Annotated in this window: 17 protein-coding genes and 4 pseudogenes; 15 read left to right on the top strand and 6 right to left on the bottom strand. The window is 42.3% G+C overall.

What is annotated here, in order from left to right; all coding sequences use genetic code 11:
- Positions 1-145 precede the first annotated feature (145 nt).
- The 5 genes and pseudogenes from ACRWSG_RS04320 to nagP all read left to right on the top strand — a co-directional run bounded on the left by ACRWSG_RS04320 (position 146) and on the right by nagP (position 5,920).
- Entirely contained in the window at positions 146-709 is a 564-nt protein-coding gene (locus ACRWSG_RS04320) for a UPF0149 family protein (protein ID WP_054551315.1), read from the top strand.
- 20 nt (positions 710-729) lie between these two features.
- The gene (gene pepP, locus ACRWSG_RS04315) at positions 730-2,055 is read left to right on the top strand and encodes a Xaa-Pro aminopeptidase (protein ID WP_462165732.1); all 1,326 of its coding nucleotides are present in this window, start codon (positions 730-732) and stop codon (positions 2,053-2,055) included.
- 8 nt (positions 2,056-2,063) lie between these two features.
- Entirely contained in the window at positions 2,064-3,245 is a 1,182-nt protein-coding gene (gene ubiH, locus ACRWSG_RS04310; RefSeq protein ID WP_462165731.1) for a 2-octaprenyl-6-methoxyphenyl hydroxylase, read from the top strand.
- On the top strand, positions 3,242-4,408 hold the full coding sequence (locus tag ACRWSG_RS04305; RefSeq protein ID WP_462165729.1) for an FAD-dependent monooxygenase: 1,167 nt from the start codon (positions 3,242-3,244) through the stop codon (positions 4,406-4,408). The genes ubiH and ACRWSG_RS04305 overlap by 4 nt, the downstream gene beginning before the upstream one ends.
- Positions 4,409-4,616: 208 nt before the next feature.
- Positions 4,617-5,920: pseudogene (nagP, locus tag ACRWSG_RS04300) on the top strand (N-acetylglucosamine MFS transporter NagP).
- A gap of 1,034 nt (positions 5,921-6,954) precedes the next feature.
- Here the strand turns inward: nagP and ACRWSG_RS04295 are convergent.
- A pseudogene (locus ACRWSG_RS04295) lies at positions 6,955-9,104 on the bottom strand (TonB-dependent receptor family protein).
- Positions 9,105-9,911: 807 nt separating this feature from the next.
- A complete protein-coding gene (locus ACRWSG_RS04290) occupies positions 9,912-11,027 on the bottom strand; it encodes an IS630 family transposase (RefSeq protein WP_462165727.1) in 1,116 nt (371 codons plus the stop codon).
- A gap of 59 nt (positions 11,028-11,086) precedes the next feature.
- Between ACRWSG_RS04290 and ACRWSG_RS04285 the strand changes: the two genes are divergently transcribed.
- On the top strand, positions 11,087-11,338 hold the full coding sequence (locus tag ACRWSG_RS04285; protein WP_138602336.1) for a LexA family protein: 252 nt from the start codon (positions 11,087-11,089) through the stop codon (positions 11,336-11,338).
- A 198-nt stretch (positions 11,339-11,536) separates the two neighbouring features.
- Here the strand turns inward: ACRWSG_RS04285 and ACRWSG_RS04280 are convergent, their stop codons facing one another.
- Complete coding sequence (locus tag ACRWSG_RS04280; RefSeq protein ID WP_054551321.1) at positions 11,537-12,382, bottom strand: LysR family transcriptional regulator; 846 nt, start codon at positions 12,380-12,382, stop codon at positions 11,537-11,539.
- A gap of 124 nt (positions 12,383-12,506) precedes the next feature.
- Here ACRWSG_RS04280 and ACRWSG_RS04275 point away from each other — a divergent pair, with 124 nt between their 5' ends.
- From ACRWSG_RS04275 to ACRWSG_RS04255, 5 genes and pseudogenes are all read left to right on the top strand, one after another.
- Complete coding sequence (locus tag ACRWSG_RS04275; protein WP_054560756.1) at positions 12,507-13,106, top strand: hypothetical protein; 600 nt, start codon at positions 12,507-12,509, stop codon at positions 13,104-13,106.
- Between the two features lie 180 nt (positions 13,107-13,286).
- Entirely contained in the window at positions 13,287-14,369 is a 1,083-nt protein-coding gene (gcvT, locus tag ACRWSG_RS04270) for a glycine cleavage system aminomethyltransferase GcvT (RefSeq protein WP_054560755.1), read from the top strand.
- Between the two features lie 214 nt (positions 14,370-14,583).
- Positions 14,584-14,973 carry a glycine cleavage system protein GcvH gene (gene gcvH / locus ACRWSG_RS04265; protein WP_054551324.1) on the top strand — a complete coding sequence of 130 codons (390 nt, stop codon included), beginning with the start codon at positions 14,584-14,586 and terminating at the stop codon, positions 14,971-14,973.
- Positions 14,974-15,137: 164 nt separating this feature from the next.
- Positions 15,138-18,028 (top strand): annotated as a pseudogene (gene gcvP / locus ACRWSG_RS04260) (aminomethyl-transferring glycine dehydrogenase).
- A gap of 386 nt (positions 18,029-18,414) precedes the next feature.
- Entirely contained in the window at positions 18,415-18,624 is a 210-nt protein-coding gene (locus tag ACRWSG_RS04255; RefSeq protein WP_462165725.1) for a hypothetical protein, read from the top strand.
- Between the two features lie 475 nt (positions 18,625-19,099).
- Here the strand turns inward: ACRWSG_RS04255 and ACRWSG_RS04250 are convergent.
- Positions 19,100-20,048, bottom strand: a pseudogene (locus tag ACRWSG_RS04250) (IS30 family transposase).
- A gap of 263 nt (positions 20,049-20,311) precedes the next feature.
- Here ACRWSG_RS04250 and ACRWSG_RS04245 point away from each other — a divergent pair.
- The 3 genes from ACRWSG_RS04245 (at position 20,312) to ACRWSG_RS04235 (ending at position 22,993) form a co-directional block, all read left to right on the top strand.
- Positions 20,312-20,812, top strand: coding sequence for a CPBP family intramembrane glutamic endopeptidase (locus tag ACRWSG_RS04245; protein WP_462165724.1), 501 nt, complete (start codon positions 20,312-20,314; stop codon positions 20,810-20,812).
- A 95-nt stretch (positions 20,813-20,907) separates the two neighbouring features.
- The gene (locus ACRWSG_RS04240) at positions 20,908-21,630 is read left to right on the top strand and encodes a hypothetical protein (RefSeq protein ID WP_462165723.1); all 723 of its coding nucleotides are present in this window, start codon (positions 20,908-20,910) and stop codon (positions 21,628-21,630) included.
- A 769-nt stretch (positions 21,631-22,399) separates the two neighbouring features.
- Complete coding sequence (locus tag ACRWSG_RS04235) at positions 22,400-22,993, top strand: acyl carrier protein phosphodiesterase (RefSeq protein WP_462166894.1); 594 nt, start codon at positions 22,400-22,402, stop codon at positions 22,991-22,993.
- Positions 22,994-23,364: 371 nt separating this feature from the next.
- Here the strand turns inward: ACRWSG_RS04235 and ACRWSG_RS04230 are convergent, their stop codons facing one another.
- Complete coding sequence (locus tag ACRWSG_RS04230) at positions 23,365-23,673, bottom strand: hypothetical protein (protein WP_054560743.1); 309 nt, start codon at positions 23,671-23,673, stop codon at positions 23,365-23,367.
- A 159-nt stretch (positions 23,674-23,832) separates the two neighbouring features.
- On the opposite strand from ACRWSG_RS04230, the gene ACRWSG_RS04225 reads away from it, so the two are divergent.
- On the top strand, positions 23,833-25,146 hold the full coding sequence (locus ACRWSG_RS04225; RefSeq protein WP_462165722.1) for a hypothetical protein: 1,314 nt from the start codon (positions 23,833-23,835) through the stop codon (positions 25,144-25,146).
- 140 nt (positions 25,147-25,286) lie between these two features.
- Here the strand turns inward: ACRWSG_RS04225 and ACRWSG_RS04220 are convergent, their stop codons facing one another.
- A complete protein-coding gene (locus tag ACRWSG_RS04220; RefSeq protein ID WP_462165721.1) occupies positions 25,287-26,234 on the bottom strand; it encodes a GlxA family transcriptional regulator in 948 nt (315 codons plus the stop codon).
- Between the last annotated feature and the right edge of the window lie 73 nt (positions 26,235-26,307).

Below are 26,307 nucleotides of genomic sequence, written 5' to 3'. Positions count from 1 at the left end.
AAGCGGATCGTTCGCGTAGTTTTTCCCCACCTTTAACTGCTTATTTACTTTTCAGATTGCTTTTTGACCTCAATCATACAATTAATTGGAGTTGCGATTTATCGAGTGGTAGCATGGCGTTACTTAGCCGAACAAAGAAAAAGTTATGAGCACGTTACCTGATTACCAACAAGCCCAATTGTTATTAGAAAAGAATGAAATTTTTGTCGCACCAGCAGAAGCCCATGGTGTGATCAGTGGTTTATTAGCCTGTGGCATCAATATCGAAGCCGACGAATACTTAGGTTTATTAAGCGATGTATTTAACGATGGCTTAGCCTTCAATAAAGATTTAAAAGCATTTTTTGCTGATGTGTATTCTCAGGTTGTTGCCAGCTTCAGCGATGAAGAATTTCAATTTGACCTATTCTTACCAAGCGACGACGAAACACTGATCGATTTAGCCAATGGCTTAGTATCTTGGGTATCGGGTTTTATGCTTGGTTTTGGTTTAAAACAAAAAGATTACGGCAAGTTATCTGCTGATGTGAAAGAAGTGATCAGCGATTTTAGTGAAATTACCCGCCTAGACACCATGTTTGAAGAGACCGAAGAAGACAGCCAAGCACTGCACGAAGTGATTGAGTATGTGCGTGTTTCTGCGCTGTTATGTTTTGCTGAGTTAGGTAAAGAGCCAGCAGATAAAAACCCTAAGAAGACCCTTCACTAATCAAATTACAGAGGTTTAGCATGTCGTCTATTGCAATCGATAAAGCTGAATTTAAAGCCCGTCGCGAGCGCTTGCTTGCGATGATGGATAAAAATAGCGTGGCTATCATTCCTGCGGCAGGAGAAGTAACACGTAGCCGTGATACTGAATATGCATTTCGTCAAGACAGTGACTTTTTCTACCTAACAGGATTTAACGAACCGGATGCGGTTTTAGTGCTTTGCCCGTCAAGCGATACACCAAGTACCCTAATTTGCCGTAACAAAGATAAACTAGCTGAAATTTGGCATGGCCGTAGAATTGGCTTCGAAAAAGCTAAATCTGAGTACTTATTCGACGCAACTAGCCCACTTAGTGAACTAGATGAACAATTATTAGATTTGGTGAACGGCCAGCAGATTTTATTTTATGCACAAGGCACTTACGCAAATTTCGATGCAAAGGTTTGGGATTTATTAAACACCCTTCGCGGCGCACCTAAAAAAGGCTATAAAGCCCCACATACCATTAAAGATATTCGTGGTTTAGTGCATGAAATGCGTTTGTTTAAATCTGACGCAGAATTAAACATTATGCGTACAGCGTGCGAAATTAGTGCACAAGGCCATATTCGCGCTATGCAGTTTGCCAAACCTGGCGCAACTGAATACCAATTAGAAGCTGAGCTTCATCATCATTATGCAATGAATGGTGCTCGTCATCCTGCTTATGGCACGATTGTCGGCAGTGGCGATAACGCCAACATTTTGCACTACACACAAAATGATGCTGAGCTAAAAGATGGCGATTTAGTGTTAATTGACTCTGGCTGTGAACTTGAAGGTTATGCGGCAGATATCACACGTACTTTCCCAATCAATGGCAAGTTTAGCGAACCACAAGCGGCGCTTTACAATATTGTATTAGCAGCTCAAGAAGCAGCATTTAGCCAAGTAAAGCCGGGCGGTAGTTTATCGAAAGCGAATGAACTGACCTCAACGGTATTAACACAAGGGCTTATTGATTTAGGCATTTTAACCGGTGAGCTTGATGAGCTAATGGCAAACCAAGCCTGCAAAGCGTTTTACATGCATGGCCTTGGCCACTGGCTTGGGTTAGACGTACACGATGTTGGCGAATATAAGCTTGATGAAAAAGAGCGCGTATTTGAGCCGGGCATGGTGCTCACCATCGAGCCGGGTTTATATATTAGCGAAGATGCAAAAGCACCAGAGCAATATAAAGGCATCGGTATTCGTATCGAAGATAACTTACTTGTCACTCAAGATGGCCATGAAAACCTGACCATTTCGGTTCCTAAAACCATTGGTGACATTGAAGCAGTGATGCAAGCAAACAAAGGCTAGGAGCAAGCGTGGCAAAGCAGTTTGATATTGTCATTATCGGCGGTGGAATGGCGGGTGCAAGTTGTGCACTGGGCCTAAAACAGAGCAATAAGCAGTTATCAATCGCTGTAATTGAAGCAAATGAAGTAAGCGCAGACTATCACCCAAGCTTTGATGATAGAAGCATTGCGCTGGCTCAGCAGTCTGTTCAGTACTTAAAATCAATCAATGCGTTTGATTGCCAAGCGCCATTTGCGGCAGCGATTAAAAAAGTCACTGTGTCTGATCGTGGTCATTTTGGTAAAACGCATATTAATTGCCAAGAATATGGCCATGATGCCCTTGGTTATGTGGTCGAAGTGAACCCATTTGGGCGCAGCCTTCATCAGCAACTTACGCGTACTGATGTTAGTTTGTTTTGCCCTGATACGGTTGCCAAGCTTGAATACCAAAGCGATTTTGCCAATATCACGCTAAGCTCAGGCGAGCAGTTAAGCGCAAAGCTTGTGGTGATTGCCGATGGTGCTCATTCGCAAAGCCGTAAACTGGCTAATATAGAGTTTAATACTCGCGCTTATCAGCAAGCGGCGATTATTGCTAACATCGAAGTGGCTGGTGGTCATCATCATCATGCCTTTGAGCGTTTTACTGAGCACGGCCCAATGGCCCTGTTGCCAATGAGCAATAACCGATACTCACTGGTGTGGTGTATGGAGCCTGAGCAAATTGAGCACACTATGGCGCTTGAAGATGATGCCTTTTTAGCTGCGTTACAAAAAGCATTTGGTTACTGCGGCGGCGCATTTAGCAAAGTGGGTATGCGAGCAAGTTATCCGCTTGTGTATGGTAAAGCAGAATCACTGAGCAGCCACCGTACGGTATTAATTGGTAATGCAGGGCATGCTATTCACCCAATCGCAGGGCAGGGCTTTAATTTAGGCCTGCGTGATGTGCAACTACTGTGTGATATGGCAAATAGAGACGACCTTGGTGATTACGCCTTTACCCGTTATTACAGCCAAACTCGCAGTAAAGATATTACTACCGTGATGACACTCACAGACAGCCTAGTGCGTTTGTTCTCTAACTCATCACGATTGCTCGCGCTTGGTCGCAGCATTGGCCTTTTCTCAATGGATTTATTCTCCTCGTTAAAAACCCCGCTGGCAAAACAGCTTATGGGTCAGGTTAAGCAAGGTAAACGGATATGAAACAAGCACAAGTTTGTATTGTCGGTGGTGGCTGTGTTGGCCTTACGCTAGCACTTGGTTTAGCAAAAGCAGATATCAGCGTTGTGGTGATTGATGCGAGTAAAAATCAAACCTTACCGGGTGATGATTACGCACTTCGCGTGAGCGCATTGAGCCTAGCTAGTCAGGGTTTATTTGAGTCATTAAATGTATGGCCAGAGATCATTAAACAGCGTGCTACACCCTATACGTCGATGGATGTACGTGATCAAGACAGCTTTGGCAAAATTCATTTTGATCATAACGATCTCGACTTACCGCAGCTCGGTCATATCGTCGAAAACGACATTATTCGATACGCTTTAATTAGCGAACTTGAAAAGCAAAGTAATGCCACTTTATTGTTCGAAACCCGCTATCAGCAAATTCATCAAACCGACTCTGATGTGTTTATAACTCTAGAAAGCGGCGAGCCTGTGATTGCTAAATTATTAGTGGCGGCAGATGGTGCTAACTCGGCTATTCGCAAGCAGTTCAACATGCCAATTACTTTTAAAGATTATGACCATCACGCCATTGTTGCCACGGTTAAAACTGCCGATGAGCATAACAACACGGCACGCCAAGTGTTTTTACCAACCGGTACGCTGGCGTTTTTACCCTTGCCAGATAAACACACGCACTCAATTGTATGGTCAACAAGCCCAGAGCATTGCGACACACTTTTAGCACTTGATGATAGTCACTTTAATAAAGCGGTTATGGCAGCCCTCGATGGCCAATGTGGTTTATGTGAAGTTCAAAGTGAGCGCATGGCGTTTCCACTTAAGATGCGTTATGCCCAGCAGTGGGTGTCGGGCAAAGTGGTTTTAATGGGCGATGCAGCGCATACTATTCATCCATTAGCCGGTTTAGGCATGAACCTTGGCCTAAAAGACGCCGCTTATTTAATTGAGCTATTAAGTAATGAGCAAGGCGAGTTTGCAAGTGCACGCACGCTGCGTGATTATGAACGTACTCGTAAGCTTGATGCACAAAAACACATAGCTATGATGCAAGGCTTAAAAGAGCTATTTGCAGGCGCTAACCCATTGAAAAAACTTGTACGTGGTGTTGGTTTAAGCTTAGTTGATAACCTTGGCCCAATTAAACATTTGTTCGCAAAAGAAGCAATTGGTAAATAACACCTAACTAGTTGTTACTATTTAGTTTAAGCCGCAGCTAAGCAATTAGCTGCGGCTTTTTTGCACTTATATGAACGCAAAATGATAGCGCTGTCATTTTTGTTAGTGTATGATTAAATTTTTGTGATTGGTATGGAAATTAAACAGCTCTGTTGGGTTGTATACTAGTTTCCAACCAAATAAAAATAATTAAACTAAGAGAACAATTATGGAAGCAACGGTTGAGTGTGACAACAACACAAAACAAAGCATCTGGCTGCCAATGATATTGGCCGGCTCAATGTTTTTTATCTTAGGGTGTATAACGTGGCTTAATGGTGCAATTACACCATTTTTGCAGCAAATGCTTGAGCTTTCGCCGTTACAAGCTTCGTTTATCATCTCTTCTTTTTATATTGCGGTAACAGTTGCCGGTATCCCATCGGCTATGCTGATCAAGCGCGTTGGTTATAAGAATGGTATGGCGATTGGCTGTGCGATTATGGCTTTATCGGCGCTGATGTATATTCCCGCTGCGAAACTGCAAATGATCGAAATATTCTTGTTCGCACAATTAATGATAGGTGTTGGACAAACCGTACTACAAACCGCTGTTAACCCATACGTGGTTAAAATGGGCTCTGAGAAATCAGCCGCTGTGCGCGTGTGTATCATGGGCTTATTAAACAAATTTGCGGGTGTTATTGTGCCTGTTATTTTTGCGGCTGTAGTTGTAAGCGGTGTGGTTGATGGCGCAGGTAAATTATCGCAAGAACAAAAAGACATTATGGCAAATAGCCTTATCATGCCTTATGTGTTGATTGCTGCTTTAATCATGTTATTTGCTGCCTTTGCTAAATTTGCACCATTGCCTGACTTAGTGTTTGATGAAGACGAAACATCAAACGGCAAAGGGGAAATTAAAGAAACCCTAGCACACCCTCACTTAGTTTTAGGTGTGGTGGGTATTGCTTTATATGTTGCTGTTGAAGTTATTGCCGCAGACACCATTGGCTCGTACGCTTTACAAATTGGCGTTGCTGACTACTCAGTTATGACCTCTTACACCATGGCGTGTATGTTGATTGGTTACGCGATTGGTATTTTGACTATTCCACGCTTTATGAGCCAACAAACGGCATTATTAATGTCGGGTATTGCCGGTATTATCACCGTGTTGTTAGTGGTACTTGGTAGCAATGACTCGTTCATTATTTCAAACCTATTATTAGTGCCATTTGGTGGCCCACAATTACCAGACCCATTGTTATGCATTGCATTATTAGGCTTTGCTAATGCCATGGTTTGGCCTGCAATCTGGCCACTGGCTCTAGCTGGCTTAGGTCGCTTAACAGGCACTGCATCTGGCTTACTGATCATGGGTATTGCTGGTGGTGCACTCGTCCATTACTAATCGGCTTAGGAAACGTAGCAGGCCTAGGCGCACAAGGCGCTTACATTGTGATGATCCCAAGTTATGTATTCATTTTATTCTACGCCTTAAAAGGCCATAAGATGAGAAGCTGGAAGTAATCCAGCAAACTAATTTTTCAAGTTAGGCAAAGCCGCGGTACGCCCATCACCGCGGCTTTTTTGTGGGCAAACTAAAGCTAACAGCTTTCAGCCGTCAGCTATCAGATTGAAAACAAAGTAGCTGAAATGCTCACCTGTAGGCGTGAAACTTATTTCGCGCGATGCTTATCTAAACCACAGAAGTAACACGTAGGTCGGGCTTTAGCCCGTCAATGTTAGCGATTATGTGTCGCCATAAATGACGACCTACAGTGCTTGATTCATTAGCTCGTAGGTTGGCTAGAGCGGAGCGAAACCCAACTTTGGAGCAATCAGCTTTCAGCCGTCAGCTATCAGATTGAAAACAAAGGAGCTGAAATGCTCATCAGTAGGCGTGAAACTTATTTCGCGCGATGCTTATCTAAACCACAGAAGTAACACGTAGGTCGGGCTTTAGCCCGTCAATGTTAGCCATTATGTGTCGCCATAAATGACGACTTACAGTGCTTGATTCATTAGCTCGTAGGTTGGCTAGAGCGGAGCGAAACCCAGCGCTTGGAGCCATCAGCTATCAGATTGAAAAAGTTAGCGAGGTACGAGTTGTAGGAGGCGTTTTAACGCCGAATTCGTAGCAGCGCGTTTACCCCGCGTAATTTACTGTTTTTTGTGGTTCAATAATTTTTTGCACAAAGAGAAGACAATGAGAAAAGAATGAGAAAGACCATAAGATTTTGTTGTTTTTCCTCTAAAGCGCAGCGCCTCTTATCCTCTTTGTGATTATTATTTTAAATTATGTTTTCTCTATGTAGCGCGAAGCGCCTCGGTGTACTCTGTGGTTCAATTTTCGGCACAAAGGAAGACAAGGAGAAGTGAATGAGCAACCCAATAAAACTATTAGTTACTTTCCTCTAAAGCGCAGCGCCTCTTATGCTCTTTGTGAATATCCATTGAATTACGCGATATTAAATCGCGACTACTAACTTGCTAACTAACACCCACAAAAAAGCCGTGGGATTTTCATCACACGGCTTTTGATATTTCGCTAAGTCGTTTTATTAGAACGAGTAGCTGTAACCTAGTTGTAGGGTACGTGGTTTACCTGGTTGAATACCGCCATTTGCACGGTTTGCAACGTAGGTTTTGTCAAACAGGTTATCTACTGTTAGGTATACTTTTTGTTTGTCGTCGATTAGGTATTTAGCTGCTAAATCCCACACAACGCGGCTGTCGATTGCATTGCGACCTGAGTCTGTTAAGTCTGCGTGTGCATCAGACAAATAACGCATTTGCGTATCGAATACGAAGCTTGAGAACTCAGCACCCATCGAAAGCGCTAATTGGTTTTCAGGCACGTATGGCATTGCATCGCCTTTTTCTACGCTACCCCAAAGATCCGATTCAAACGCATTGTCGAACTCAGAATCAGTGTAAGTGTAAGTTAAGCGAACAGGGAATGAAGCTGCTTTAGTAGCAAATACTTTACCTGCGCTTAGCTCAAAACCAGACACAGATACTTCACCGTAGTTGTATTGATCGCCAATATTGTCATCGCTACAACCTACAGCTGCAGTACAGTTACCGTGCATGTTTGTGTAGTCAGAGTTAAAGTAAATTACTTCACCTTGAATGCCAGCGTAATCGTAACGACCACCTAGCTCAATATTAACACTCTCTTCTTCTTCTTGATCCGCATTACCTGGGGCTGCTGGAGCGTAACCTTTTTGAATACCAGCAAGAAGCGTTAGGTTGTCGCTTACTGTGTAAGTGGCACCTAGTGATGGTACTAAGATCTCAGTGTCGTTGCTGATATCTTTTGTTAAGCCATTTTCACGACTTGGATCAGACTTAGCCCATTCAACACGTTTGATTGTGATGTCTTCGTAGCGAAGACCTGCACTAATGACTAATGCATCAAGTGACCACTCATCTTGAATGAATAGGGTAGTTGCTTCAGCGCTATCTAAACGGTTGCTGTTTGAACCTGGAACGCCTTTTTCTGTAAGCGTCATTGATAGGTCTTGGTTAAGCGTGTACTTGTCTTCCCATTGGAAACGATCCATTTCATCTTCGTGGTAACGTGCACCAACTGTGATGTAGTGGTTACCCGCAGGGATATGGAATTCAGTTTGTAAGCCTTTCGCTTGGTAATCACGGTTATTCGCTTTTACGCCAATACCTTCAATACCTTCGCTCGTTGGGTTTGCTTCAAACTCGCTGTATTGCTCAAGGTAGCTGCTGCTTACTTTGCTTGCTTTATACCAGTTACGGTGGAAGTCGTTTAGGTAAGCTGTAGCAAGTAGCTCGTAACCTTTACCAAAACGATATGCATAGTTGATTTGGTATGCATTGTGTTGTGTGTTCATTTCATCGTTTTGCGATGCTGCATAACGACGGTAAGGGTTTTCTTGGTAATCAGCGTCAGTAAGACCCATGTAAGTTTCGTCAGAGCGTTCGTCTGAGTACTTTAATTTCATTTCTAGGCTGTGTGCTTCGTTATCACCAAAGTCAAAACCAAACTTTAATAAGAAATCATTCTTTTCGAAGCCAGTGTTGTCGCTACCTACTGGTAAATCTTTAAAGCCATCTGCACCGTAAGTGAATACTTCTACAAATCCGCAGCATTGTTTTTCTTTTTACCGAAGTAAGCATGACCTTTATAGAAGCCATCGCTACCAAGTTCAGCATTAAGTAAACCTTTAGACCCTTCAGTTGGTAAGCTACGAGAAACTAAGTTTAAAACACCGCCTGTTGTACGTGGGCCATACTTTACAGACGCCGCACCTTTAAGTACTTCGATAGACTCCATACGACCCATAGTAGGGAAGTAGTAAGCAGAAGGCGCTGAGTAAGGTGCTGGTGCTACAAGTACACCATCTTCCATTACAGAGATTTTGTCGTTACGACCTGTACCTGTACCACGCATACCGATGTTAGGACGAAGGCCATAGCCGTCTTCTTCTTGTACATATACACCCGGTACAGCACTTAAAACACGTGAGATATCAGTATATTCAAACTTTTCTAGTTCTTGCTCATCAATAAAAGTAGCAGAGCCAGGAATATCGTTAATTGCAGATGCAGAGCCAATTACAGTGATTTGCTCGAAGTTTTTCTCTTCTTTAGTTACATCTTTTGCAAAAGCATTAGCGCTTAAAGATAAAGCGACCGCAGTCGAAAGCGTAGAAACAATAAACTTAGGTGTCATTGTGAGTCCTGTATATGTTTAGATATTTTTAACAGGCGCAATTAAAACATGTAAAAAAATGCGAATCAATCCTATTTGTAATAAAACAGGTCTGAACTGTAAGTTCATGAATTGAAGGGGTTATAAGGAATACAGTAGTATTGTATTACGATATTGAGTTTTGGTTTGGTGTTAAGTAAAACTTAATGAGTGCAGCTGTCAGCTCGTAGGTTGGTTAGAGCGGAGCGAAACCCAACTTTGGAGCTATCAGCTTTCAGCCGTCAGCTATCAGATTGAAAAAGTTAGCGAGTTAGAAAGAGTAAAGGGGAAAGTTTGCGAGATACGAGGAACGAGATGCGAGTTGTAGGAGTTTTAACGCCGAAAAAATGGAGATATTAGATAACTGTGGTTAGAAGTTTGATTAAAACAACAGAGCTGTAAGCTTTAAGCTATAAGTCAGATCAGCCTGCACGCAGTTTCAGTGAAATGCATACCCGTAGGCGTGAAATTTATTTCGAGCGATGCTTATCTAAACCACAGAAGCAAGATGTAGGTCGGGCTTTAGCCCGTCAATGTTAGCGATTATGTGTCGCCATAAATGACGACTTACAGTGCTTAACTCATTAGCTCGTAGGTTGGTTAGAGCGGAGCGAAACCCAACGTTTGGAGCCGTCAGGTATCAGATTGAAAGTTAGCGAGATACGAGGAACGAGATGCGAGGTGTAGGAAGCGTTTTAACGCCGAAAAAAGTAAAGGGGAAGGTATTCCAACCCAAAAAAAATATTCTGTTAGCCCCTAGCCCCTAGTACTTCATCACACAAGTTCTGACTAGTTGAGGGCACCATAAGCCCTCTGAAGTTTTTCACGAGCTAATTCAACATTAAACATCCAGTTTATACTTGTTCTTTCTTTATTCCGGCTCCATTCCCAGGTCGCGAGTTCTGTCTTTAGTTCTTCCATACTTGCTATACGTCTATCTAAACATTGCTTATTCATATTGCCAATCTCTATCTCGACCATATTCAACCAACTTGCGTGTTTTGGTGTGTAATGTAATTCTAGTTTATTTAAAATCCGCCGTGCTTCCTGTGGAGAAAATGCTTTATACAACGCTCCTTCTGTATGAGTTGATAAGTTATCTAACACAACTTTTATTTTGTTCGCATGTGGATAATGAAGATCAACTAAATCCCTCATACAATTAGCAAAGTCAATTTTCGTCTTTCTTTCTGTTGCTTTAACATGCCGCCACCCTCGATGGCGATCGAAGAATACAAATAAGTTGGCCACACCTACACGTTTATATTCATAATCTAACCGCTTAGTCTGCCCCGGCTTCATTGGTTGTGCCGGTCGAGTATCATCTACAAGTTGTTTCATCGCCTCATCAAAGTTAATTATAGGGTTTAACTCGTCTGCTGGCTCAGCATACAACTCGAGCACATGTTCCATCCGCGCTATATATTCAGCATCCATTGTCGCCACACACCACATCTTTTTTTGCCATGGTTTTAGTGCATTCTCTTTAAGGCGCCTCCGTATTGTTTCATACGAGATACTATCTAAATCGGTTAACGTAACTAATCGCTCTCCAAGTAAAGATAATGTCCATCTAGCGTGACCTGTTGGTGGCTTAGTGCAAGCTGTGGCGATTAACGTTGCTTCATCTTTCGCAGAGGTTTTTCTCATAGCACCACTTCGTGCACCTTCATTCATAGCTGCCGCTAGATTCTCTTCAACGAACTGGCGTTTGACTCGAAATACGGTTGAAGAACTCACTTGAACAGCTTCACATATTTGCTCTGTTGTATATCTACAACAGTCAGCTTTTAACAAAATAGCAGCCCGCTTGTACTTTCGAACATTGACCATGCCTTTTTTGCAATAGTCTACTAATTCTTGTTTTTCTTCTTCTGATAATTCAACAATATACTTTCGGTTCATAACAATATTAAGTAAGTTTATATGAGTTAAAGGATCGTTGATTAGGGTAAAAGTTCATTATGAATAAAGAAGAGTCGCCACGGTTTACAGCAAAGCAAGGTCAGTATTTAGCATTTATTTATTACTACACAAAAGTGAATGGGATTGCGCCTGCTGAAAGTGATTTTGAGCGCTACTTTGGAACCGCATCTTCAAGTGTTCATTCAATGATTTCAGTTCTTAAGAAGAAGAAATTTATAACATCAGTTACTGGAAAAAGCAGGAGTATTGAATTATTGATTGGAAAAGATCAGTTACCTGAATTTAAGTAAGGGCAACTGATCAAAATATATGTGAAAGGGTACTAGCACCATTCCTACGCGATATAAAATCGCGGCTACAATCTTGCTAACTCGCTAACTCGCTAACTCGCTAACTCGCTAACTCGCTAACTCGCTAACTCGCTAACTCGCTAACTCGCTAACTCGCTAACTCGCTAACTCGCTAACTCGCACCTCGCTAACTCACACCTACGTCAAACGTAGGGCGATGAATTCGGCGAGTTTGTCTACGGCGGTGCCGGGGTCGTCGGTGCGTTTAATTAAACTAATACCGATTTGACCAAGCTCGGGGAGGTCTTTGGTTTGTATTTGGTAGTTAAGCTCATTCGGTACGGTGCTTTTTGCGAGTACCGTAATGCCTAAGCCTTCTTTTAACGCCGCAGTTAGGCCGGTTAAGTCGGCATTACTGTAGGCAATGCGGTATTTAATACCCGCACTTTGTAGCGCCTCGATTGCGCGGCGGCGATAAATACATCCCTCGGGGGCGGTTACAAGCGTTACCACATCGTTTTGTGCCAGGTTTAAATCACCCACCCATACTAGTTGGTCTTGCATAAAAATAGGGAACTTAGCTGATTCAAGCTCTTCGTTTAATGCCAATACTAAATCGAATTGATCTTGGCGCGAGACCGACAACAAATGCTTACTCAAACGAGAGCGCACTTCGAGCGACACGTCAGGGTAGAGGGCCACAAAGTCACCTATGATCGAAGGTAGAATACGTGCAGCAAATTCACTAGGGATCCCCAAGCGCACTTTACCGGTCACGTTTTCGCTGGTGAACTGCTGCAAAATGGCATCGTTTTGTTGCAGCATTTGCTTTGCTAATGGCATGAGCAGTTCGCCATATTGATTAAGCACTTGGCGCTGACCTTGCTTTTTAAACAGCTTATGGCCCAGCATGTCTTCAAGGCGCTTTATTTGTAAGCTCACAGCCGGTTGCGATAGCCCTAATAATTCACCCGCTTTGGCAAACCCGCCAACTTCAACAACAGTGACTAAAGTACGTAAACTATCGGTAGAAATGTTTTTCATTAAAAAATTCTATTTATAGGGCTATGTATATAAGCATTATTTATCAATTGATAAATAATTACAATTTGTTGTTGCCAGCACGGCGCAATATACTTCAAGCATTAACGATTGATAGGTGTCACATATGACTTTTACGCCAATAATGTTTGCTCGCCACAGCCAAGCTGAGACCCCAGCAGACAACGTGCTACAAGCTAATAGCGATACTGCCATTATGGATTTTAGTGGCACTGAAGCAATCCCATTTTTAACGGCTATTTTAGGTCTTGATATTAATAAGCTAACTGCCAGCGGTTTAGGCTTACGTAGTTCATTAGACGATGACCTAACAAGCAGCTACGCTTATGCCCTGTATTACTTTAACGAAACTGCATTTCGTTTTGTATTAGGTAAAGATGCCAGCGTGCAATTACAGTCGCTTATTAATGAGCAACAACTACGTTACGACATTGATTATGTAATGCGTGACGATTTAAGCGCACTAACCCTAAGTGGTGAGCAAGCGTTTGATGCTTTGGTTGACAGCTTTAAGCTAACGCCGGGACTGCGTTTATCAGACATGCGCAGCTGCTATGGTGCACAAAGCGGTGAGGTATTTATTACCGCCATAGATAACCAAGCAACACAGCAATTTCAGCTGGTGGCGCGCCAAGCAGAGCTTGATAAATGGCAAACGCACTTGCAGCAGCTCGGCTTTGATTTAGCCTTAGCCAACGTTGCTTAAAACATAAAATTTTTAAAACAGCTACTCACTTGGGTGTTTAGCTGTTTTTTAGTTACAAAATCGCAATTTGGGTGTGACAACTGTGCAACTAATGTATAATCGCCGCCCATGTTATTCCCCCTCATTAAATTGAGGCCACGCCCCACAACTTGTGGGTTAATTTAAAAGTGAAGGAATATTATGACTTCTAAAACAGTTTTACATGCTAAGCACCTTGAAGCTGGCGCAAAAATGGTTGATTTCCACGGCTGGGAAATGCCAATCAACTACGGCTCACAAATCGAAGAGCATAATGCGGTTCGCACAGATGCAGGTATGTTTGACGTATCTCACATGACTATTGTCGATATTCAAGGCGAGCAAGCACAAGCGTTCTTACGTAAGCTAGTTGCAAACGACGTTGCTAAGTTAACTGTACCAGGTAAAGCACTTTACACAGGTATGCTTAACGAAGAAGGCGGCGTAATCGACGACCTAATCATCTATTTCTTCTCAGAAACGAACTACCGTTTAGTAGTTAACTCAGCAACACGTGAAAAAGATTTAGCGCACTTAGCTAAAGTTTCGGCTGATTTCGCCGTAACGGTTACTGAGCGTCCAGAGTTTGCAATGATTGCCGTTCAAGGCCCTAACGCACGTGCTAAAACAGCAACAGTACTTAACGCAGAGCAACAAGCTGCTGTTGAAGGTATGAAGCCTTTCTTTGGTGTGCAAGCAGGTGATTTATTTATTGCGACAACAGGCTATACTGGCGAAGATGGTTATGAAATCGTAGTACCTAACGATCAAGCTGCTGATTTATGGCAACAGCTTCTAGACGCAGGTGTAGCGCCAGCAGGTCTAGGTGCACGTGATACGTTACGTCTTGAAGCGGGTATGAACCTTTACGGCCTAGATATGGACGAAAGTGTTTCTCCACTTGCTGCAAACATGGCGTGGACAATCGCATGGGAGCCAGAAGATCGTAAGTTTATCGGTCGTGAAGTATTAGAGCAGCAACGCGCTGACAAGAGCACAGACAAACTAGTTGGTTTAGTGCTTGAAGAAAAAGGCGTATTGCGTAGCGGTTTAAAAGTCATCGTTGAAGGTGGTGAAGGGGTGATTACCTCTGGTACATTCTCACCAACCCTTGGTCACAGTGTTGCGCTAGCACGCGTTCCGCGTTCAACTGGCGAAACAGCCCAAGTAGAGATGCGTAAAAAACTGGTTAACGTTAAGGTTGTTAAACCTTGCTTTGTACGTAACGGCAAATCAGTTATCTAAACTATAAAAAATTTGGTGTTATCACCTAATAATGCCAATCATGTTGAGTTGTTAGCCACTTATAGCGACAGATAAATAGAGTGATAACAAGGCATTAATTTTGATATGTAGTTGTTCTACCTGAGAAATTAATAACGCTGTTAGCGCTTTATTTAGACCGCTAGAATGGTTAAATATTTAAGTTGATTGGTATCAGAACCAAAGGAACAAAAAGATGAGCAATATCCCAAGCGAATTAAAATATGCTACTTCACACGAGTGGGTTCGCGACGAAGGTGACGGTACGTTTACTGTAGGTATCACTGAGCACGCACAAGAACTTCTTGGCGACATGGTATTCGTTGAATTACCAGAAGTTGGTGATGAAGTTGACGCGGGTGAAGACTGCGCAGTAGCTGAGTCTGTAAAAGCAGCATCAGACATCTACGCACCAATCGGCGGTGAAATCGTTGCAATCAACGAAGAGCTTGAAGATTCGCCTGAAACAGTAAATAACGACCCGTACACTGACGGTTGGTTATTCCGTATCAAAGCATCTGACACATCAGAGCTTGATAACCTGTTAGACGCTGAAGGCTACGCTAACACAATCGACGAAGACTAATTAATTAGTCACGCCGACTAAAAGCCCCTCATAAGTGGGGCTTTTATGATTTTATAGCTTACTTTTCCATACGCTGTAAGTTACTGAATCAACCTGTTTTTAAGTTATTGCCAGTTACCCATTGGCAGTAACCACTTTTTTTTGGATCATAGGAATCTGGACAAATGTCAAACGCCAAATCTCTTGAACAATTAGAGCAAAAGCAAGATTTTATTCGCCGTCACATTGGGCCAAGCCCAGCGCAAGTAAGCGACATGCTAAGCGCTCTTGGAGTATCGAGTGTTGAAGAGCTGATCGGTCAAACGGTACCTGCAAGCATTCGCTTAGAGCAAGGTTTATCAATTGGCGAAAGCCGCACTGAAGTTGAAACACTAAGCTACTTAAAATCAGTAGCAAGCAAAAATAAAGTGTTCAAATCATACATCGGTCAAGGCTACCACCCAACTCACGTACCACACGTAATTTTACGTAACGTACTTGAGAACCCAGGCTGGTACACTGCGTATACACCATACCAACCAGAGATTGCACAAGGTCGTTTAGAATCATTATTAAACTTCCAGACTATGACCCTAGACCTAACTGGTCTTGATTTAGCAAGCGCGTCATTACTTGACGAGTCAACGGCTGCTGCAGAAGCAATGGGCCTTGCAAAGCGTGTTGCTAAAGCTAAAAAAGCAAACATCTTCTTCATTGCTGATGACGTACACACGCAAACAATCGACGTTGTTGCTACACGTGCAGACCAGTTTGGTTTTGAAGTTGTTGTTGGTCCTGCAAGCGAAGCGGCTAATCATGAGATTTTTGGTGCGTTATTCCAATACCCATCAACAACCGGTGAAATCACTGACGTAACTGACCTAATCGCACAAGTACAAGACAAAAAAGCGATTGCTTGTGTTGCTGCAGACATCATGAGCTTATTAATGCTTAAAGCACCAGGTAAACTAGGTGCAGACGTAGTACTTGGTTCAGCACAGCGTTTTGGTGTACCTATGGGTTACGGTGGTCCACACGCTGCATTCTTCGCAACACGCGACAAGTACAAGCGTTCACTACCAGGTCGTATTATCGGTGTTTCTAAAGACCGTTTAGGTAACGACGCACTACGTATGGCTATGCAAACACGTGAACAACACATTCGTCGTGAAAAAGCCAACTCAAACATCTGTACAGCGCAAGTACTACTAGCGAACATGGCAGCGTTCTACGCGGTTTACCACGGTTCACAAGGCCTTAAAACTATCGCTGAGCGTATCCACCGTTTTGCAGACATCTTAGCAGCAGGCTTAAAAGCGAAAGGTGTAAACCTTAAGCACGACACATGGTTCGATACACTGACTGTTGTTGCAGATAACAAAGACGAAATCGTTGCACGTGCAGTAGAGCACGGCGTTAACTTTGCGTCTAACCGCGCAGGTGAATACTCAATTTCTGTATCAGAAACAACAACTCGTGCAGACGTAGCTGAGTTATTCGACATCATCTTAGGTGAAGGCCACGGTCTGAGCGTTGATGCACTTGCAAACGAAATCGAAGTAAACGGCAGCAACTCAATTCCTGCAAGCCTAGTACGCGATGACGAAATTTTAACGCACCCTAACTTCAACTCGTACCACAGCGAGACTGAAATGCTGCGTTACATCAAGCGCCTAGAGAACAAAGACTTAGCGCTTAACCACTCAATGATCTCATTAGGTTCATGTACAATGAAGCTTAATGCGACAGCTGAGATGATCCCAATCACTTGGCCTGAGTTTGCAAACTTACACCCATTTTGCCCACTTGATCAGGCAGCGGGTTACCAAATCATGATGACAGAGTTACATGACTGGTTAGTAAACATCACAGGTTACGATGCAGTTTCACTACAACCTAACTCAGGTGCACAAGGTGAATACGCAGGCTTAATCGCGATTCGTAAATACCACGAGTCACGCGGTGAAGGTCACCGTAACGTATGTTTGATCCCAAGTTCAGCGCACGGTACAAACCCAGCGTCTGCACAAATGGCAAGCATGAAAATCGTGGTTGTTGACTGTGATAAAAACGGTAACGTTGATATGGCAGACCTTAAAGCGAAAGCCGAAGAGGTATCTGAAAACCTATCTTGTATCATGATCACTTACCCATCTACACACGGTGTTTACGAAGAAACAATTCGTGAAATCTGTGACATCGTGCACCAGCACGGCGGTCAAGTGTACATGGACGGCGCAAACATGAACGCGCAGGTAGGTGTTACAAGCCCTGGTTCAATCGGTTCTGACGTATCGCACCTTAACCTACACAAAACATTCTGTATTCCACACGGTGGTGGTGGTCCAGGTGTTATCCTATCGGTGTTAAATCTCACCTAGCGCCATTTATGCCTAACCACAGCGTAATTAATGTTGCTGGCACAAATATCGGTAACGGTGCGGTTTCTGCTGCTCCTTACGGCTCAGCAGCTATTTTACCAATCTCGTGGGCATACATTGCCATGATGGGCTCTGAAGGCTTAAAACAAGCAACAGAAATGGCTATCGTGAACGCTAACTACTTATCTGAGAAGCTAAGCGAACACTACCCAATTTTATACCGTGGCCGTAACAACCGCGTTGCGCACGAGTGTATTGTTGACCTACGCCCAATCAAAGAGCAAACAGGCGTTACAGAAATGGACGTAGCTAAACGTCTACAAGACTACGGTTTCCATTCACCAACTATGTCATTCCCAGTAGCTGGCACTTTAATGATTGAGCCAACTGAGTCTGAGTCTAAAGTTGAGATCGATCGTTTCATCGAAGCAATGGTGTCAATCAAGTCAGAAATCGACCGTATCGCATCTGGCGAATGGTCAATTGAAAACAACCCGCTAGTATTTGCACCGCACACACAAGCAGACGTACTAGGCAATGAGTGGGATCGTGCATACGACCGTTTCTACGCAGCATTCCCAGTACCAAGCGTAGCAAAAGACAAATTCTGGCCTACAGTAACCCGTATCGATGACGTATACGGCGACCGTAACCTAGTTTGTTCATGCCCAGCGGTTGAGACATACCGTGACTAAGGTTTGATTAAATTCAAATGCCAAAAAGCCGTTGCAGCAATGCAACGGCTTTTTTGTTGGTGAAAAGCTATCAGCTTGTAGGTTGGGTAGAGCGGAGCGAAACCCAACAAGTTGGCGAGTCGCGAGGAGAAAGGGGAAAGTTACAGAGAAACGAGTTGTAGGAGGCGTTTTAACGCCGAAAAAAGAGTTATTAGATATCAGTCGTTAGAAGTTAGGTTAAAAATATCCAAGTTAGCGAGTTGCTAGGGGAAAGAGTAATGGAGCTGTAAGCCACAAGTTTTAAGTAAGATTGTGCTTGCACACAAACAAGGCTAAACCCGATGCCGTAGGCGTGAAATTTATTTCGCTCGCAATAGTTTGTTGTAGGTCGTCCTTTAGGGCGAAAAATGAATTTATTTCACCACAGAGGCGCTTCATGCTACACCGAGCTCAATATTGTTGTAGGAGTCGGCTTTAGCCCAAAAATTGTATCACCTTGGCTGATGATTACTACTGCTAACTTTTGTCGGGATAAATCCGCGACCTACATTAAAAACCTTATTCAAGGTTTTTGCCAGATTGCTGGCGGCAACCAAGGGGCGAGTTTTCCAATTTAATTCTGCTGTAAATAATTCATCCCTAAAGCAGGGTTCCTGTCAGCATCCATGCTTCCACTTCCTCGCGCTGCGAAACTTCGTTTCGGTCACTAGTCACCCAAGCATCACGCTATTTCCTTGAAAATATAATTGATGTGAACGTAAATGTGAGGTTGATGTTTGACTTAGGGGAGTGTGAATGCAGGCTCACGGGTTGTGGTCTAAGGCAGCTATGTATTTCTTAATTTCAGTATTTTATTATTGTTACGTATTGGGTACTATTAACGCAAAATAATTAAAACTTTAAAATATGATGAGATCTCTAAAAAGTACAATATTTGTTATTGCTATGCTTCTTTTATCAGCATGTTCTATGATTCAAGAAAAACATATAGATGGGCAGAGTATAAGTAATTCTGAAGGAATAGTTGTTACAAATTTAATTTCAAATACAGATGAAGCGCGAATTCAAGTCCGAAGTGCACCACTCGCTAAATTAGGCTGCTTTGCGTAATTCATCGAATATTACCGCTGGTTGCCTAAACCCTAGACATTTTCTCGAACTTCGCATTGAGCGCCTTTTCTATGTGCGCAATTTGCTTATCTGTCACCGTTCGTAAATCAGTGCCTTTGCGAATATATTGACGCAACAAGCCATTAAAGTTCTCATTTAACCCTCTTTCCCATGATGAGTAGGGGTTAGCAAAGTAGATGTCGGTTTTTAGCTTGTCTGAAACATGCTCATGTTCACAAAACTCACTCCCGTTGTCTGCGGTTATCGTATGAACATGGCGTCGATAGCGCCACAGCATACCTATCATTGCTCTGCTCACTTGCGCTGCACTTTTTGCTGGCACTTTGCGTATCAGGTAAAACTTACTTGTACGCTCGACTAAACTAACGATTGCTCCCGTACCATGCTTGCCAAGTACTGTATCCGCTTCCCAATCACCAAATCGTGTCTTAGTGTCAACAATCGCAGGTCTATGTTCAATGCCAACACGATTTGGGATGATGACACGTTTGCTTCGGCTGCCTTTACGATAACGTCTGTGCCCTTGTCGCAGATGTTTGTATAGCTTGCCACCACTCAATTTATCTTTTTGAATATAGCCATAAATCCATTCATGACTCACAGGATGCCCGATAATTTTGCTTACACCCGCAACCTGCTCAGGGCTCCATTTTTGCTCCAATCCAAACTCAACGAACGCAATTGTAAGTGCTGGCATGGAATACTTGGCAGCTAGATGTTTTCGTTTACATGCCTTTGAATGTGCAACCTCAGGCAAGTAATGACTTCGAGTACTATTGCGCCTAACTTCACGACTTATAGTGCTGTGGCTCACTTTTAGCCTTTTCCCTATCTCTCGATAGCTAAAACCCTCGCGTAAGTAGGCCTCAATCTGGTATCTTTGCCCTTCGATCAACTGCTTGTAACTCATGGTATCTACTCTTGTTTTTTGGCGATTACAGAGTACCACCAACAGGCAGTTGATTCTCTTCTCACCGTTTAACCATGAGTGGTGCACTTATTATCTGAATTCGGGTAAACTTAACTTGGCTGCTTGCTACTCTGTTAATTCTATTTTGTTATTTCTTAGCTTTATTCAAAGGTAAAGAGTTCATTTCCTTAGATTTACTTTTTACAGATCTCAAATGGAATTGGTCAGGTAAAATTGTCGCTATTACTCTTTGGGCTTTGGTTTTGGCTTTATTAGCTGCTTTTAAAAGTGACTTTAAAATCAAGGACGCTGGTTTTACTCTTAGACAAAATGAAGGCTCTATTAAGCCTGCACTCGTTGTTTTAACCCTGTTTGTTGTGTTGCAGATTGTTGTAACGCTTAGCCTTGGTAACGGACCAAATTACGATTTTGAAACGCTACTCTATCAAGCTCTTATTCCTGGATTAGATGAAGAACCAATGTTTAGAGGGGTTTTATTATTTTGTTTTTCGTTGGCTGTTGTTTCATCGCGCATTAACTTTTTTGGCTCGCCAATAAACATTGCAGGATTACTTTTAGTTTTATTATTTGGTCTAGTTCATGGGGTTATGTATATAGATGGTGAGTGGCATTTTTCTGCATTCAGAATCGTATTAACTGGGAGCTATGGATTTATTTTGCTGTGGTTAAGAGAGCGTACTGGTAGCCTTGTTTTTCCAATTGTGGCGCACAATATGGTTAACTTTGTTGGGCAGTTAGTTTAGTACATGAAGGTAAAGTAAATATACTATCAAGTACATAGGTTGGCTTAATAGGAAAGTAATGGCAAAATTGTGTTTTAAAAATGGAAACTTAGATAATGGATTATAATCAGCCACTTTCGAAGCACTCCCTAGATTTAAACCTGAGCGACCGAGTTTGGTTTAGGTATTCAACTTTCTATAAAAAGCCAGTATTGCAGGCTGATTCTAATACAAAACTAACGTCGCTACCGGGCCTAGCTGTGCTGTCGGGCGGAGCTGAATTTTTATTTTTCTTTATGACTATCGCTATTGCTGTAATGAGCCTAGTGCTTCAAGAAACGATTCAGCCTATACCTGCTTTTGTAACTTGTGTGAGCTGTTATTTTTGTGTATTTGTTATCAAGCGAATTGTGATTTATAACAAATTTGGATTTGGTCGTAAGTGGGTTATGAGTATATCTAAAGACTCACTCGAAATAGATTGGCAAGCAATAGAGGGTAAAGCTTCAAAAGTTTTGCAAATCGCTAAGGGCGATATCCAAGAAATCATTTTTAATTATACTTTTCACGGTAGAAGTGGTCATATTGTGAACGATAAAACGGCCAATTTACACGCTTGTGAAATTCATAAAAATGATGGCGAGGTTGTAACAATAGATAATATGCGAGTAGGTCTTTTTGATGTGCTGTATCTTTTAAAATTCCACGAGTACCCGCTACTATTCAGAAGTACAACTTCAGGCGGCGCAGGTAATATAGTTATTTTTATTATGCGGTTAATTTCTCTTTCTGCGATCATATCGGCTCTTGTCATGTTGGCATTTAATTTAAAGTCATAAAGGTGAGTTATTTGTATGACTATTAGCTGGTAGGTTGGTTAGAGCGGATTTAAACTCAACGTTTGGAGCCATCAGCTTTCAGCTATCTGACGAAAAAGTTAGCGAGATGCGAGGTGTAGGAGGCGTTAGAAGATATTAGATATCAGTCGTTAGAAGTCAGATTAAAACAAAAGAGCTTTAAGCTTTAAGCTATAAGTCAGATCAGCCTGCACGCAGTTTCAGTGAAATGCATACCCGTAGGCGTGAAATTTATTTCGCGCGATGCTTATCTAAACCACAGAAGCAAGATGTAGGTCGGGCTTTAGCCCGTCAATGTTAGCGATTATGTGTCGCCATAAATGACGACCTACAGTGCTTGATTCATTAGCTCGTAGGTTGGTTAGAGCGGGGTGAAACTCAACGTTTGGAGCCATCAGCTTTCAGCCGTCAGCTATCAGATTGAAAAGTTTGCGAGATGCGAGGTGTAGGAGGCGTTTTAACGCTGAACAGGTAGCAGCGGGTTTACCCCGCGTAATTTACAGTTTTCTCTGTGGTTCAATATTATTTGCACAAAGAGAAGACAATGAGAAGTGAATGAGTAACCCAACAAAACCATCAATTTTTTAATAATTCCTCTTAAGCGCAACGTCTCTTTTCCTCTTTGTGAGTATTCAGTGGATTATGCGATATAAAATCGCCGCTACACTCTTGCTAACCCGCAACTCGTGCCCCTAGACCCTTTCACCTGTATTCTTTTACAATGCATAAAATGACTTTTTTAGAGAATGCGTTGAACTACTTGGCTCACCTTTACTTAGCACAACCGACAGCTGATTCACATTTTGGAAACCTGCTTGGGGATTTTGGTGGGCGTCGGTATTCTGCGCAGTTACCTGATGCGGTTAAGAATGGCCTTGAGAATCATTATTTGGTTGATAGGTTTACTGACTCACATCCCCTTGTAAAAGAGGCTAAGCAGTACTTTTCGCCAGCACGTAAACGCTTTGCAAGTGTCGCCATTGATGTAGCGTTCGATCACTTTCTAATTCAGCATTGGCAGCGGTTTAATGACCAACCATTAGCTGAATTCAAACAGCACAGTTATGGGCTTTTAAATGCTAGGCAAGCCATGATGCCTTCGCGTATGCAGCAAGTTGTGACTAGTATGACCAACAATGATTGGTTTAAAGAGTATGAAACACTCGATGGGATCGGCCTTGCCCTTGATAACATCGCCAAGCGTATTCGCTTTGCTAATAACTTTGCAGGAGCCGCTGACGATATAGCCCGCCACTACCAACAATTAGACGCGGTGTTTTTAGCGTTTTTCCCTGAGCTGGTTGAGCATGTGAAGCAAATGGGTGTGGAAAAGCAAAAGCTTTAAGCTATAGGACGGTAGGTTGGGTAGAACGGAGTGAAACCCAACAAGTTAGCGAGTTACAAGGGTAAAGAGTAAAGGGGGAAAATTGCGAGATACGAGGTGTTCCAACGCCGAACTGGTAGCAACGGGTTTACCCCGCGTAATTTGCGGTTTATCTCTATGTAACGTGAATCGTCTAGGTGCGCTTTGTGGTTCAATATTTTTTGCACAAAGAGAAGACCATGAGAAGTGAATGAGTAACCCAATAAAACCATCAAATTTGTTTTTAATAATCCCTCTTAAGGGCAGCGTCTCTTATCCTCTTTGTGAGTATTAAGAGAACTACGCGGTATAAAATAGCGGCTACACTCTTGCTAACTCGCAACTCACCTCATTTAATCGTCTGGGCCTTTTAGGGTAAACACTAAATGCCTGCGCATGTCTTTTAAAATCACGCCTTTTTTCAGCATTGCGCCACTTAGGCGTTTTTGCCATTTTAATAGCTCTGGGGTCGCTGCATCGAGTGTTTGTTGGTTTTCAAATTGAAAACATAAAAGCAATGAGCCTGGGAATAAGTGGTATTCCACATCAAACCAGCATTGCAACATGCCTTCAAGTTCTGCGCGACCTTGCTCTTCAAGGGCGTCGGCAACATTTAATACAAGGGCTTGCTGTTTTAATTGTACTTTAGAAAGCTTTTTCATTTAAAAACCAAAATCGAGTCGAAAAACTAATTATACCTAAGCTTTGATTGCTGTAACAACTTAACGTTCATTTGCACTGAGTGAAAAATAAAACTTGCTACCGTATTACACAAATATGGATAATAAAGATTGAATATTTATATTTTAAAGGATTAATAAATGAAGCAATTTCTTAAGCTACCTCTACTCACTGCTATCGTACTTGCATTGACTGGATGTGGGGGGAGTTCATCAGACGAAAGCAGCTCTGGAAACCAAGGTTTAGGTGACGGAGGAGCTAGTGATTTACAAACAATATCTTTAAAAGCGCGCAATTATAGCTTTCGATGCTCTGATGTACCTTACCAAGCCGATATTGTCTTCCATGCTGAAAATGGTTCACCGATTGGTTTTGCTAAAACGAATGAAGAGGGAGTGTTCTCTGATACGGTTCCAAAAGGCACTAAACACATCTCAATCTTGGGGGAGACAGTAGAAGACGCTGAAAAATATACGTTTATTTCTTCTGAACTAGATATTGAAGGACGCTCAAACTTAGGTACCTTTAGTTTTTTTGACTCTAGCTTAAACTGTAGTTGTGAAGATTATCAACTTGACACTTCGCAATTAGGAAGTATTTCCTATGACTACACTTTAGGTTTGGATAATGGTACGACATTAGGTGATACTTATTCAGTGTGCCCTGAAGACAATAAACTTTATATTCAAGCTAAATCTAAATATGGCTACGATGCAAAAGCCGCGATTATTGAAATCCCTAAAAACTCAAACACGATAGAAATAAAAGAGTCTGATTTTATCCATCAAGGTGTTGAAGTTCTTGCTGATTATAACCCATATATCGACTATACCAGCACCCGAGGTTATTTTTTAGAAGAGCACCAATATCACCTTATTGATTTTTCATTTCTTAGCAACTCTGAATATCTTTATGTATTCCCATCTGCAACTGAACATAATTTTCATGTTCAAGTAAATTCTGAATCACAAAGTATAGAAAGTGGCACTATGAGAACCACTAGTTATGCTAGAAGTCGTGTGGATAATGACGGTAGCTTTGAACTAACTGCTTTGCCTGAAATTTCAAATGAAATTGGAGACAGCTTACTAAATTTCGTAAGTAGTTCTGATTTGAATTATGATTTTAGTAGTACTGACAGTCGCTTTGCTCGTGTTTATTGGTCATTTAGCTTTTTAGTTGATGATGCAGCCGCAACGCGTTTTGATTGGCAAATTTCTGGAGGGATCCGAGGTGAAATACCTGACTTATCGTTTGGGAGTGTTTTCGCGGAACCTGTAGCTGACGTTACGGCAGAGAGGGTGAACATTTTACTTTATGGTTATGCTGGTAATAATACAGATAAACAAACTTATGAGCAGCTGTTAGAAACCATTGCTGAGGGGGGGCATCTCGCAAACCCTAAATTTAGTAACTATGTGTATTTATCAATAGATGCGGCAATTAATCGATAACTTCATAAGCCACCTTAGTTAAGGTGGCTTTTTAGAAATTGGCAACATTTAATACAAGGGCTTGCTGTTTTAATTGTACTTTAGAAAGCTTTTTCATTTAAAAACCAAAATCGAGTCGAAAAACTAATTATACCTAAGCTTTAAGCTTGGCGGAATGCATTACGCCAGTCTCGCGGTGATAAACCAAACTGAGAGCGAAAATGATGACGTAAAGTAACAGATGAGCCAAAGCCGCATTGCTCGGCTAAATGTTCTAGAGGTAAATCAGTTGACTCAAGAAGTCGCTGCGCGTGGTTTAAACGTTGATTTAACAGCCACTGCCCAACGCTCTGTCCAGTAAGCGATTGAAAGTGGCGGGTAAAGGTGCGTCGGCTCATGTGCATTTGCTCTGCGAGTGTATCAATCGTATGGTTGCTAGCTAAGTTTTTTTGCATCTGTTCAAGCAAGCTTGCTAAACGCTCATCAGCAACATTTTGCGGGACGGGTAGGGCAATAAATTGTGTTTGCCCGCCAGTGCGATACGGCGCAGTTACCATCATTCTGGCAATAGCATTAGTTTGCTCGCTTCCTAAAAATTTGCGAACTAAATATAAGCAACAATCAATGGCTGCCGCTGTTCCTGCCGATGTATATAGCCGATTATGTTCAAGGTAAAGCACTTGATTGTTAAGCTTCACTTTTGCAAAGCGCGCTTTGAAGTCATCGCTGTATGCCCAGTGGGTGGTTGCTTCAATATTATCTAAAAGCCCAATGTGCGCTAACGCATAAGCGCCTAAACAAAGCCCTACAATTATAGCGCCACGGCTATGCGCGTTTAGCAAACTGGTTGCTAATTCTTTAGAGGGGGCTGTTTCAGGTGATGACCAAGACGGAATAATTATAATATCTGCTTGATCAAACTTTGTTATTGAGTGATGCGCTTGAATATCAAACCCCGCGCTTGAGGGCATTACAGCTTTACTTTCGCTGCACACTGCTAAGTTAAATTCTTTAATACCAGCTGAGCGAGCGCCTTCACCAAACACCATGCATGGTACTGCAAGGTGAAATGGACTGATATTTGGAAATGCTAATACTGCAACATTCATGGTAAAGCCTTATCAAACACTTTGGCCCAATATTATCGATAAATGGTGTTTGGGTCACTGTTTGATGCGTTAA

Source organism: Pseudoalteromonas sp. GB43 (assembly GCF_054923805.1).
The sequence above is the reverse complement of the archived record's forward strand: the minus strand, read 5'-3'. Positions and strand labels throughout refer to the sequence as shown.

Excerpts from the sequence above, each read along its gene's own strand:
- ACRWSG_RS04320 (WP_054551315.1), top strand. The coding sequence starts at position 146 with ATGAGCACGTTACCTGATTACCAACAAGCCCAATTGTTATTAGAAAAG.
- pepP (WP_462165732.1), top strand. The coding sequence starts at position 730 with ATGTCGTCTATTGCAATCGATAAAGCTGAATTTAAAGCCCGTCGCGAG.
- ACRWSG_RS04305 (WP_462165729.1), top strand. The coding sequence starts at position 3,242 with ATGAAACAAGCACAAGTTTGTATTGTCGGTGGTGGCTGTGTTGGCCTT.
- ACRWSG_RS04290 (WP_462165727.1), bottom strand. The coding sequence starts at position 11,027 with ATGAACCGAAAGTATATTGTTGAATTATCAGAAGAAGAAAAACAAGAA.
- ACRWSG_RS04285 (WP_138602336.1), top strand. The coding sequence starts at position 11,087 with ATGAATAAAGAAGAGTCGCCACGGTTTACAGCAAAGCAAGGTCAGTAT.
- ACRWSG_RS04280 (WP_054551321.1), bottom strand. The coding sequence starts at position 12,382 with ATGAAAAACATTTCTACCGATAGTTTACGTACTTTAGTCACTGTTGTT.
- ACRWSG_RS04275 (WP_054560756.1), top strand. The coding sequence starts at position 12,507 with ATGACTTTTACGCCAATAATGTTTGCTCGCCACAGCCAAGCTGAGACC.
- gcvT (WP_054560755.1), top strand. The coding sequence starts at position 13,287 with ATGACTTCTAAAACAGTTTTACATGCTAAGCACCTTGAAGCTGGCGCA.
- gcvH (WP_054551324.1), top strand. The coding sequence starts at position 14,584 with ATGAGCAATATCCCAAGCGAATTAAAATATGCTACTTCACACGAGTGG.
- ACRWSG_RS04255 (WP_462165725.1), top strand. The coding sequence starts at position 18,415 with ATGAATTTATTTCACCACAGAGGCGCTTCATGCTACACCGAGCTCAAT.
- ACRWSG_RS04240 (WP_462165723.1), top strand. The coding sequence starts at position 20,908 with ATGGATTATAATCAGCCACTTTCGAAGCACTCCCTAGATTTAAACCTG.
- ACRWSG_RS04230 (WP_054560743.1), bottom strand. The coding sequence starts at position 23,673 with ATGAAAAAGCTTTCTAAAGTACAATTAAAACAGCAAGCCCTTGTATTA.
- ACRWSG_RS04225 (WP_462165722.1), top strand. The coding sequence starts at position 23,833 with ATGAAGCAATTTCTTAAGCTACCTCTACTCACTGCTATCGTACTTGCA.
- ACRWSG_RS04220 (WP_462165721.1), bottom strand. The coding sequence starts at position 26,234 with ATGAATGTTGCAGTATTAGCATTTCCAAATATCAGTCCATTTCACCTT.